We start from the raw sequence: 10,084 nt of genomic DNA, 5'->3' as shown, positions 1-10,084 counted from the left end.
TACTAGGCTGGCAGCTTCCTGCTTAAATTCAGGCGAAAAAGTACGTCGTTTCTTGGTCATCAGACACCTCGCTTATGGTGGCAATATTACCACCTACGTTGGTGTCCAGTTTTATTGAACCACTACAGAGCCTTTTATTTTGCTGAGTGTGTCATAAAGGCACAGACAGTTTTGCGCATGTGTCATTAGTGCACATGTAATTAGCGTGCTTTTGTTTTTGGCGGTGTATAATTGTGCACAATGTATTTATTTTAAATTATTGATTTATATAATTATTTTATTTTTATAAGAGAGTTGGCATTACATATGCTATCTAGAGGTAGTGAAGCTAGCCGCAGTGAGATCTGGCCAGAGAGCCCTTCTCACTTCACTTCAGCGGTATCAAACGGTCACCAGGAGTAAATAGTATGTTTAACGATTTTGTTAAAAAAGCAGCCGTCGTAGGTCTCTCTTTTGGTTTGCTGGCAAGCCCGCTTGCCTTTGCCCATATGTCCATCGAAGCAAATCAAGATTTGACCGTTGACGATGAGCCTATTCAAGCTCAATCACATCATACCTCGGGTCAGGCTAAATTTAGCCCCTCTGATTTGATGTATGACGAAGGCGACCGCCCTCGAGTCATCAAGGCAGAGTCGCATCACACTAGCGCTCAAGCGGAGTACACAGCAAAAGATTTGACCCAAGACGTAGGTGATGGAAACGTTTGGTAACAAAAATTTGCAATTCTGAAGAAATATATTACGATTAACATGTGATCTAAACACGCGAAAGCGTGTCACACCGATACGGATGCATATCGATTCAAGGAATGAATCAAACGACAATCAGAGCGTTGGTCAGGGTTAAATTCCAAGGTTGGAGCAGCCCCGCAAAAGGAAAGGAAGCTAGCGCTAGTCATTGTCAAAGTCTTGTGTCCTTAGACCCTGCTGATGCGGGGTCTGATTTTTTGTGGCATCCAACACCTCTCCCACACTATTCTTGTTTTAGTTTAAGGTACGGCTTTCTAGCGGAGCCTAATTTCATTGCGGCGCTATTTATACACTGCCCATCATCAGCCTGCCGGTGGGTTATGTCTCAGGCATCCGGTCTCACAATCATTTTGATCCTAAAGGGTGAGCTAACTTTTTTGACGCCTAATATGCAACGCAAAGCGTAATAGCCGTTCTAATCATCGATGAACGGAATCCATGGATAATGAGGAGAACATCTTGCTGTTAAAAGAAATGAGCCAAAAAGTCGCCATAGTAGGTATTGCTTTTGGTTTGGTCGCGAGCCCCATGGCGATGGCGCACTCATCTATTGAACTGAACCAAGATCGTACCGCTGGTCAGGATGTCATCAACAAACCTGAGTCGCATGCAGCTTCCAAACCATCTCATGTCTCTGCGGGCGACTTGAACCGTGACGAAGCTGATAGCTTGGACTTTTCGCCTTCCAGTAGCCGTCCTTCTACGGCTGAAAAAGGGCCTACTTCTCGCCAAGAGGGTTACACTCCTGGAGAACTCAACCGGGATGAAGGTGATAGCACCGACTGGTAAATAATAGGATAAGTGTAACTGCTAATGTAAGCGTTACTCGCTAAAAACCCCGCTTCGGTGGGGTTTTTGCTATGTGTTAAAAGCCAACGACATCAGTGGTGATGCCCATCAGCAGCTTCGCTACCGTCTTGGGCGCTCTGTATCCAGACCTCGATGTCTACGTCACCTTGTTCAGCGAAGGTGAGCGTGAGGGGAAACCGCTCACCCTCCTTCAGCGGCTCGGTTAAGCCAATCAGCATTAAGTGAAAGCCGCCACCAGGGCGCATGGTATAAGTCTCCCCTGCCTCGACACGAATCTCGTCCACATGCCGCATCTGCATCATATCGCCGTCCATTTGCATATCGTGCAGCTCAACGTTGCTGCTCGCAGGACTGCTCGCGCCAACCAGAGTGACGGGGCTTGAAACGGCGGTGATATCAAGGTAGGCGGCACCGTTTACCGCACCCGGTGGGGTTGGGGTAGCGAAGGGGTGCGCAATGCGAAGAGTCTCTGTTTTTACGTCGTGGGCTAACGCCATAGATGTCATCGAAATAGACATAGCGCCAATCAAGAGTACGCCACCCAGCCAAGCCATCGGTTTTATCATGCGGTGATTCCTTTGTTGTTGATTGAGCCCAGGATAGACGAACAAAACATAAAGGTAGCAAAGTGACGTAGCCTGGGTAATAGGCGCCTACTGCGGTGTAATGCCACGTGCATCGCCACGTTTGTCGCTACGTACGTCTCTATAGTGGTCGTCCCACAGCAGTACGGCACCCGCAACGGCGCCGGGAATCAAAAACAGGTTGGCCAGCGGAATCCAGGTAATTAAGGTCACTAACCCCCCAAAGGTGAGGCTTTGCCACCAGCGCTTAGAGAGCCGTTGGCGCATATCGGCAAACGTTACTTTGTTGTTATCCATTGGGTAGTCTAGATAAGTGATTGCCATCACCCAGGCAGAAAACAGTGCCCAGAGTAGCGGAGCAACTATATTGACGCCTGGAATCCAGCTAAGCACAAATAGGCCTGCGGCACGAGGCAGAATATAGGCGAGCTTAACAAACTCGCGTCCCACAGCATCGATGGCTGTTTTGGTCAGGTTTCGGTCATCAATGGGTTCGCGGCCAGTGGCTTGGATTTCAACTTTGGCGGCTAAAAAGCCGTAAAAAGGGGCTGCAATCAAGCTGGTAACCAGCGTGAAGGTAAAAAACACCACCACCAACAGGCTAATCACAAACAGGGGCCAGATAAGCCAGGATAACCAGTCAAGCCAAGCGGGTACCATGCCCATCCAATGGGCGAGCCAGCCATCAAAACGGTTGAGCACAAAGCTGAACATGCTCACGTAGACAATCAGGTTGACCAGAATAGGCAGAAAAACATAGCGGCGCATACCCGGTTGATACACACAGCGTGTACCTCGGCTAAGCGCAGTGACAGCATCCAGCATTTAGGTGAGCTCCTCGTGATTCCAACGTCCAGGCTGCGTGGCAGCCTGGACGTATTGCAGGAGGAAAGCCCCATCAGGTCAAGACTTTTTTGGCACCTGTGGTTCCAGTTCATCGGTGTCGCTATGGCGAATATCCAAACCTTTGACGAGATAGACCACGTACTCAGCAAGGTTATCGGCGTGGTCGCCTACCCGCTCTAGCGCGCGCAGTACCCACATGATGCTGAGTACTGACGTAATAGAGCGTGAGTCTTCCATCATAAAGGTCATTAATGAGCGCATAGCGCTGCTGTACTCGTCATCCACCAGTTCGTCTTCGCGTACGACCTGCATAGCTAGGTCGGTATCAAAGCGGGCAAAGGCGGTGAGCGCATCGCGCAGCATTTTACGTACGTGCTCGCTAATGTGACGCACCTCCACCAGGCCACGAATGGTGCTAGAACTTTCGCTCAGGAGCAGGGCGTTGCGGGCGATTTTACTGGCTTCATCACCAATGCGCTCTAAGTCTGAGGTGGCGCGGATGACGGCCAGCACCAGACGCAAATCGGAAGCAGCAGGCTGGCGGCGCGCCAGTACGCGGGTGCATTCGTCGTCGATTTGCAGCTGCAGGTCGTTGACTTGGCGGTCATTGTCACGCACCTGCTCGGCTAACCGGGTGTCTCCTTCCAGTAGGGCAAAGACAGCGTCCTGCACTTGTTTTTCCACCAGACCGCCCATGGCCATCAGGTGGGTTTTCAGCTCTTCCAGCTCCTGGTTGAACTGGCGAGAGATATGCTGGCTGTGAGAGTCGCTAGTAATATCCATGGAGCACTCCTGACGGTTCAGTTGCTAAGGCCTAGGTGATACGGCCGGTGATGTAGTTTTCAGTGCGTTGCAAACGGGGGTTGGTGAAGACCTGATCGGTAGGGCCGTATTCAACCAGCTCCCCTTGATGCAAAAAGGCGGTGTAATCCGATACGCGCGCCGCTTGTTGCATATTGTGGGTGACCAGGATCAGCGTCAGCTCCGACTTGAGGTTACGGATCAACTCCTCAATTTTGAGGGTTGAAATTGGGTCTAGCGCTGACGCTGGCTCATCAAGCAGCAGCACGTCGGGCTGTACTGCTAAGGTACGGGCGATCACCAGACGCTGCTGCTGGCCACCGGAAAGCTGCCAAGCGGAACGGTGTAGGCGGTCTTTCACTTCATCCCACAGAGCGGCGGAAGTTAACGCCCACTCAATAATGTCGTCCCTTTTGCGCTTGGGCATGCGCTGTTGCAGTCGTAGCCCAAAGGCCACGTTTTCATAGATCGACATGGGGAAGGGGTTGGGCGTTTGAAACACCATCCCGACACGCCGCCGCAGCTCAGTCACATTCATTTGCGGGTCATGAATATCCTGCCCTTCCAGCGTGATTTGGCCGCTGTGGGTGACTGACTCATTAAGATCGTGCAAACGGTTAATTGCCCGTAACAACGTCGACTTACCGCAACCTGACGGGCCGATAAAGGCCGTTACACGATGCCGGGGAACGCTGAGGGTTAACTCGCGCAACGCCTCTTTCCCCGCGTAGGCGAGGCTAAAGTGATCGATACTCAGGCAGCTGTGCTCGGACGAAAAGTGCGCCACTGGTGCCTGAGAGGTATTGGCTGAATGTAATGACGCTAGCATTCGTTTCCCCGTTGACGCCTAAGATAATGACGCAGAAATATGGCAGTTAGGTTAAGCACCAGCACAATTAACACTAAAAGTAGCGCCGTGGCGTAAACCAGCGGTATGGCTGCCTGCACATCTTCGCCGTGAAAGGCGGTATCAAATAAATGATAGCCAAGGTGCATGAACTTGCGCTCTAAATGTAGGTAAGGAAACTCACCATCGATGGGCATTTGAGGCGCCAGCTTAGCGACGCCAACCAGCATTAGCGGCGCCACTTCGCCGGCCGCGCGAGCTACTGCTAGAATGATACCTGTCAGCATGGCAGGGGCTGCCATGGGCAGCACAATGCGGGTGAGCATCTCTAAGCGCGTAGCGCCGAGCGCCACGGCGCCTTCCCGCTGCGCCTCGGGAATCCGCGCTAACCCCTCTTCTGTTGCCACAATCACCACTGGTAGGGTCAGCAGTGCCAGGGTGAGCGACGCCCATAACAGGCCGCCGGTGCCAAAGGTGGGCGAAGGTAGGGTATCGCTGAAAAACCACTCATCCAGCGAGCCGCCGATGCCGTAAACAAACACCCCCAAGCCAAATACGCCATACACAATCGACGGAACGCCCGCTAGGTTGCGCACACCTATACGTACCAGCCGGGTCAGCCGCCCCTGGTGAGCGATTTCATTGAGATAAATAGCGGCCAGCACCCCAAACGGGGTCACCATCACCGACATTAAAATCACCATCAGCACCGTGCCAAATATCGCGGGCCAGACGCCACCGTCGGTATTGGCGGCCCGTGGCCCCTCACTCAGAAACCGCCAAACTGCATCCCCCCAGGCGAGCGTTTTCTGCCACACGCTCATGGCATTGGGAGCCTGAGCGTTCGCCACGCTGGCCAGCGGTTGGCGCAGGGTTTGGCCGTCCACGGTGGTAAGCAGCAGTTGGCTATCCTGGCGTTGGCTGGCGGGAAGTGCCAATAAAGCGTTTAATCGCTGCCAGGCAGCGTCTCCCTCCCAGCGTTGATCATGCTGCTCAATGGCCACCAAGCGGCCAATAAAGTCACCCCAGGGGCTGCGATCAAGACGAATCAAATCGTCTGGCTGGGCGCGCTCGCCAATTTCATCAATCGCCACCCAGCGCCAGCGAACGCCCTCTATATCCTGGTTGCCGGTAAAGTAGAGGCGTTCATCCCCAGCTCGCTGGGGTAGCGCGACTTCGCGCACAGCTTGACCAGCAAAGGTTTCACCCGAGTCAAGGGTGACCTCTTCCAGCGTAGCGGGCCAAAAGTGCCCTAGCCCGCGTACCAGCAGTAGCGCGAGTAAGGCGCCCAGCATCAGCAGGGAGAGCGCTACGCTGGCTGCGCAAAGCCAGGGCCATACATCATTTACCCGGCTAAAGCGCCGGCGGCGAGAGGCGGTGTGGGTCGCAGAGTTCATCATGTGCCCCCCATCTGGCGGAAGCGGCGGCGTAAACGCTGGCGGACGACCTCGGCAAGGGTGTTGACCAGAAACGTGAAGATAAACAGCACCAGTGCAGCCAAGATCAGCAGATGGTAGGTTTGGCCACCGGGTGACGCTTCAGGCAGCTCAATGGCGATAGCCGCGGCCATGGAGCGCATGCCTTCGAAGGGGCTGGCGCTAAACAGAGCCGTATTACCGCTGGCCATAAGCACTATCATGGTTTCGCCCACCGCCCGGCCCGCACCGATCATTATCGCCGAGAAGATACCTGGGCCCGCTGCCACCAGCGCCACTTTCCATAGCGCCTGCCAGCGGCTGGCCCCCATCGCCTGGGCGCCCTCGATTAAGCTAGCCGGCACATCGGCGAGCGCATCTTCTGCCAGTGAATAGATGCTGGGAATAACGGCAAAGCCCATGGCAATGCCGACAATCAGTGCGTTACGGGTGGCGTAATCCATGCCATAGCGCTGGTCGAGTAACTGGCGTAAATCACCGCCTAACCACTGCTGCTCCATCCAGGGCGCGAGCCATAGTGCTATCGCCACCATTACAGCGAGCCAGGGAACTAGCCAGAGACCCGCCCAGGAGAGCGGTAAACGGCGGCGTAGGCGTGTTTTGGCCCACTGCCAGAGTAAGCCGGCAAGCGCTGCGCTAAGCGGCAGCCAAATGATCAGCACCAAAGCGCTGGCGAGATGGCGTTCTACCCAAGGTGCCAAAATAAGCCCGGCAATAAAGCCCACCACCACACCGGGGATCGCCTCCATCATTTCGAGCGCGGGCTTGATCCGCGAGCGCAGGCGCGCTGACATAAACAGCGCAGAGTAGATGGCGGCTCCCAAGGCCACGGGAATGGCGAACAGCAGTGCGGCTAGGGCGGCTTTGAGCGTGCCCCACGCCAGGGGAGAGAGCTTAGCCAGCGCTAAGGTATCGCCAATCGCCAGCAGCGGCAGGGTTTCCCACACCAAAAAGACACCGATAGCCAGGATTGCCAACAGCACGCCTATGCCGCCAGCGGTGATTAAACCGGTGGCCATGCGGTCTTGCAGTAGCCTAAGCGGCTGTCGAGAAGAGGTTAACCGAGGTAGGGTCATGTGGATATCATGGCAAAACCGAGGTGATCATAGCGCTGACCAATAGGTAGTGAAAAACCAGGATGTAGTGAAAAACAATGCATAGACAGGACCCCTACCCTAAGACAATTATGTGTCAGTTAGATGACAGTGGTTTACCACCTCTGTTGTGCACTAAGGACACTGGAGGTTAATGGTACAAAGCCGGATGCGCGCGCAATCTGCTGGCCCTCATCGGACATAATCAACCTGAGCAGTGCCTGCTCGGCGGGGGGTAAGTTTTCCCCCGGCGGTAGGTTCACATAGAGGTAAAGATAGCGCGACAGCGGGTAGTCACCGCTCTGTATAGCCGCTTCATCGGGCGGTATCGCAATGCCATCATCGTTATACAGGCTCAATGCATGCACGGCTGGGGTGAGGTGGTTAAACCCCGCATAGCCCATCGCATTGGCAGATTCGCCAACGGCCGCGACCACCGCCGATGAGCCGGGGTGCTCACTAATGTCGTTACGAAAAAGACCGCCACATAACGCCCGCTGTTGAAATAGCCCATGGGTACCCGAGGCAAGGTTACGCCCATGCAGCGCAATGCTACCAAATGACCAGTCACGGGTTGCCGATAGCTGCTCCCAGCGCCTGATCGGCGTTTCACCACCGCAGGCCAGCGAGGTTGAGAAGATCGCATCAACCTGCTGGCGGGTCAGAGCGCGCAAGGGGTTATGGCGGTGTACGACTACAATCAGTGCGTCACGGGCGACTTTTAATTCCAGCGGTGGATAGCCATAGCGCTCAATAAAGTTATCACGCTCTTCGCTGGTCATCGGACGAGACATCGGGCCAAGCCGGGTGGTGCCAGCCATCAGCGCCGTGGGCGCACTGGCTGAACCACTTGCTTGAAACTGCAGCTTTACGTCAGGATAGCGGGTGGTGAGGGTTTCACCCCAGCGCAGCATTAGCCCCGCCATAGTGTCGGAGCCCACCGCGCCCAAGGTGCCGCTAATAACTGTTGGCTGCTGCCCCCAGGTCAGGGGCGTTATCAGCATCAGTATAAACGCCACTCCGCTCAATACGGTGCGACGGACGGCGGAAGTTAACCTCCGATTAATGCAAAGAGTCGTCAAACGAGTATTCAAACGAGCGTCCTCTTATGGTTAACTAAATTCATTCCTTTGTGTTGCGATGCAGCAACACGCATAAACAACGTGCCACTCTGCAACGTTTACAACAATAAACTGACTAAGCGACTAACTCATGACTCTTCTGGAAACCGATTTGGATGACGTACCGGCCCCTCAAGGGCAGCTTACTTTAAAACTACTGGCTTCCCGCCAAGATACCAATTTTTATGGTGATATACCCGGTGGATGGCTGGTCAATCAAATGGACCAGGCGGCTGAGCTGGCGGCCGGTCGTGAAGCGGGTGGTCGCACGGCGACCGTGGCGATTGAAGCCATGGACTTTTTAAGCCCGGTGCGCGTTGGCTCAATGGTCAGCGTTTACACCCAAGTGCAAGAAATTGGTCATAGCTCGATCAAGATTGATGTGGAGGTCTGGGTGCGTCCTCCCCATGGGCAACGCATAGAGGAGCGCCAAAAAGTTACCGAGGCGCGCTTTGTGATGGTTGCGCTGGACGATAATGGGCGCATCCGAGCAGTACATAGCGACTAGCTCACTTCAACTTGAAATAGCAAAAGGGCGCTTAGGGCGCCCTTTTGTCGTGCTTATCGTTTATTTGTCTAGCGGCTCATTAACCGTCGACGTTATCGCGGTTCTTGAGGTAGGCGTATTCACCCACATCGCTGAACGGGCGCAGCAGCTTCTGGAAAGCCGAATAAGACTCGTAAACACGGCGAGACTCTTCGTCGCTGTCGACCTGGCGCTGGATGGCTTCCAGTGAAGAGGTGTGAAGCGCTGCCATTACGTCGTCAGGGAAAGTACGTAGCTGAACGCCATGCTCATCGACCAGAGTTTCCAGTGCTTGCGCGTTGCGGAAGGCAAATTCGCTGATCATGGCCAGGTTAGACGCCCGCGCCGCTTCGCGGATCACGTCCTGCAGGTCTTCTGGCAGGGAGTTCCAGGCATCCAGGTTGATCGTCCCTTCCAGTACCGCAGAGGGCTCGTTCCACGCCGAGGTGTAGTAGTAGTCAGCCACCTGATGCAGGCCGAATGCCATATCGTTATACGGCCCCACCCAGTCAGCGGCATCCAGCGCGCCGGTTTGCAGCGAGGTGAAAATTTCTGAGCCTGGCATAGTAACCGTACTGACGCCGATGCCGTTCATCGCCTCACCCGCCAGGCCCGGCAGGCGAAGTTTCAGCCCCTGCATGTCGTCGAGTGAGTTGATCTCTTTCTTGAACCAGCCCGCCATCTGCGTGCCGGTATTGCCCACGGCAAACGGCTTCAGATTGTGATTGGCGTAGATCTCATCCCAAAGCTCCTGACCGCCACCATGGTACAACCAGGCATTCATTTCGGTAGTCGTCATACCGAAGGGTACGGCGGTAAAGAACTGCGAGGCAGCTACTTTGCCGCGCCAGTAGTAAGAGGCAGAGTGGCCCATTTCAGCGGTACCAGCCGCTACCGCATCGAAGACTTCCAGGGCCGGTACCAGTTCACCCGCGCCGTGGACGCGGATCTGCATGCGGCCGTTGGAAAGCTGTTCTACCCGGCGGGCGAAATCATTCGCACCAGTACCCAGGGCAGGGAAGTTTTTCGGCCACGAGGTGACCATGTCCCAGGTGAAGGTTTCTTGAGCGCGAGCACTTGAGGTGGTTACGAAGGGGGCGGCAACGGCCCCGGCGACGCCAAGGCTGGCAGTTTTGAGGAAGTGACGGCGTTGCATGGTGAGCAAAACTCCGGAGATTATAGGATTTTTTTGTCAGCGCGCACAAAGGCGCAATGTCCGTTCGCCAGTATGCGCTAAGCGGGTTTTAATCGGCAAGCTATTGCACTCAAC

General features: G+C 54.7%; 11 protein-coding genes. 3 read left to right on the top strand and 8 right to left on the bottom strand.

The features are described 5' to 3' along the window. The first annotated feature begins 407 nt into the window (after nucleotides 1–407). A complete protein-coding gene (locus E0L35_RS03655) occupies nucleotides 408–710 on the top strand; it encodes a hypothetical protein (protein WP_022521111.1) in 303 nt (100 codons plus the stop codon). A 477-nt stretch (nucleotides 711–1,187) separates the two neighbouring features. After that, entirely contained in the window at nucleotides 1,188–1,538 is a 351-nt protein-coding gene (locus tag E0L35_RS03650) for a hypothetical protein (RefSeq protein ID WP_022521112.1), read from the top strand. A 92-nt stretch (nucleotides 1,539–1,630) separates the two neighbouring features. On the opposite strand, the gene E0L35_RS03645 is transcribed toward E0L35_RS03650, so the two are convergent. From E0L35_RS03645 to E0L35_RS03615, 7 genes are all read right to left on the bottom strand, one after another. Continuing rightward, nucleotides 1,631–2,125: a copper chaperone PCu(A)C gene (locus E0L35_RS03645; protein ID WP_041157424.1), complete on the bottom strand. Its 495-nt coding sequence runs from the start codon at nucleotides 2,123–2,125 to the stop codon at nucleotides 1,631–1,633. Between the two features lie 87 nt (nucleotides 2,126–2,212). Then, on the bottom strand, nucleotides 2,213–2,968 hold the full coding sequence (gene cysZ, locus E0L35_RS03640; RefSeq protein ID WP_009286295.1) for a sulfate transporter CysZ: 756 nt from the start codon (nucleotides 2,966–2,968) through the stop codon (nucleotides 2,213–2,215). Between the two features lie 78 nt (nucleotides 2,969–3,046). After that, a complete protein-coding gene (gene phoU / locus E0L35_RS03635) occupies nucleotides 3,047–3,772 on the bottom strand; it encodes a phosphate signaling complex protein PhoU (protein ID WP_009286294.1) in 726 nt (241 codons plus the stop codon). A 31-nt stretch (nucleotides 3,773–3,803) separates the two neighbouring features. Then, nucleotides 3,804–4,619: a phosphate ABC transporter ATP-binding protein PstB gene (pstB, locus tag E0L35_RS03630; RefSeq protein ID WP_009286293.1), complete on the bottom strand. Its 816-nt coding sequence runs from the start codon at nucleotides 4,617–4,619 to the stop codon at nucleotides 3,804–3,806. Continuing rightward, a complete protein-coding gene (gene pstA / locus E0L35_RS03625) occupies nucleotides 4,613–6,037 on the bottom strand; it encodes a phosphate ABC transporter permease PstA (protein WP_138799617.1) in 1,425 nt (474 codons plus the stop codon). Before pstA ends, pstB begins: the two co-directional genes overlap by 7 nt. Beyond that, nucleotides 6,034–7,149: an ABC transporter permease subunit gene (locus tag E0L35_RS03620; RefSeq protein WP_009286291.1), complete on the bottom strand. Its 1,116-nt coding sequence runs from the start codon at nucleotides 7,147–7,149 to the stop codon at nucleotides 6,034–6,036. Before E0L35_RS03620 ends, pstA begins: the two co-directional genes overlap by 4 nt. Nucleotides 7,150–7,283: 134 nt before the next feature. Further along, the gene (locus E0L35_RS03615) at nucleotides 7,284–8,171 is read right to left on the bottom strand and encodes a phosphate ABC transporter substrate-binding protein (protein ID WP_249362081.1); all 888 of its coding nucleotides are present in this window, start codon (nucleotides 8,169–8,171) and stop codon (nucleotides 7,284–7,286) included. Nucleotides 8,172–8,379: 208 nt separating this feature from the next. On the opposite strand from E0L35_RS03615, the gene E0L35_RS03610 reads away from it, so the two are divergent. After that, nucleotides 8,380–8,796 carry an acyl-CoA thioesterase gene (locus tag E0L35_RS03610; RefSeq protein ID WP_022521117.1) on the top strand — a complete coding sequence of 139 codons (417 nt, stop codon included), beginning with the start codon at nucleotides 8,380–8,382 and terminating at the stop codon, nucleotides 8,794–8,796. 79 nt (nucleotides 8,797–8,875) lie between these two features. Here E0L35_RS03610 and E0L35_RS03605 read toward each other — a convergent pair whose 3' ends face one another. Further along, nucleotides 8,876–9,970: a TRAP transporter substrate-binding protein gene (locus tag E0L35_RS03605; protein ID WP_022521118.1), complete on the bottom strand. Its 1,095-nt coding sequence runs from the start codon at nucleotides 9,968–9,970 to the stop codon at nucleotides 8,876–8,878. Nucleotides 9,971–10,084: the final 114 nt, after the last annotated feature.

It is taken from the genome of Halomonas sp. ATBC28, assembly GCF_005937175.1.
Classification (GTDB): Bacteria; Pseudomonadota; Gammaproteobacteria; order Pseudomonadales; family Halomonadaceae; genus Vreelandella; species Vreelandella titanicae.
The sequence above is the reverse complement of the archived record's forward strand: the minus strand, read 5'-3'. Positions and strand labels throughout refer to the sequence as shown.

What these genes read in the sequence shown, in the direction of transcription:
- E0L35_RS03650 (WP_022521112.1), top strand. Translation starts at nt 1,188, where the DNA reads ATGGATAATGAGGAGAACATCTTGCTGTTAAAAGAAATGAGCCAAAAA.
- cysZ (WP_009286295.1), bottom strand. Translation starts at nt 2,968, where the DNA reads ATGCTGGATGCTGTCACTGCGCTTAGCCGAGGTACACGCTGTGTGTAT.
- phoU (WP_009286294.1), bottom strand. Translation starts at nt 3,772, where the DNA reads ATGGATATTACTAGCGACTCTCACAGCCAGCATATCTCTCGCCAGTTC.
- E0L35_RS03605 (WP_022521118.1), bottom strand. Translation starts at nt 9,970, where the DNA reads ATGCAACGCCGTCACTTCCTCAAAACTGCCAGCCTTGGCGTCGCCGGG.
- pstA (WP_138799617.1), bottom strand. Translation starts at nt 6,037, where the DNA reads ATGATGAACTCTGCGACCCACACCGCCTCTCGCCGCCGGCGCTTTAGC.
- E0L35_RS03620 (WP_009286291.1), bottom strand. Translation starts at nt 7,149, where the DNA reads ATGACCCTACCTCGGTTAACCTCTTCTCGACAGCCGCTTAGGCTACTG.
- pstB (WP_009286293.1), bottom strand. Translation starts at nt 4,619, where the DNA reads ATGCTAGCGTCATTACATTCAGCCAATACCTCTCAGGCACCAGTGGCG.
- E0L35_RS03655 (WP_022521111.1), top strand. Translation starts at nt 408, where the DNA reads ATGTTTAACGATTTTGTTAAAAAAGCAGCCGTCGTAGGTCTCTCTTTT.
- E0L35_RS03645 (WP_041157424.1), bottom strand. Translation starts at nt 2,125, where the DNA reads ATGATAAAACCGATGGCTTGGCTGGGTGGCGTACTCTTGATTGGCGCT.
- E0L35_RS03610 (WP_022521117.1), top strand. Translation starts at nt 8,380, where the DNA reads ATGACTCTTCTGGAAACCGATTTGGATGACGTACCGGCCCCTCAAGGG.
- E0L35_RS03615 (WP_249362081.1), bottom strand. Translation starts at nt 8,171, where the DNA reads ATGCTGATAACGCCCCTGACCTGGGGGCAGCAGCCAACAGTTATTAGC.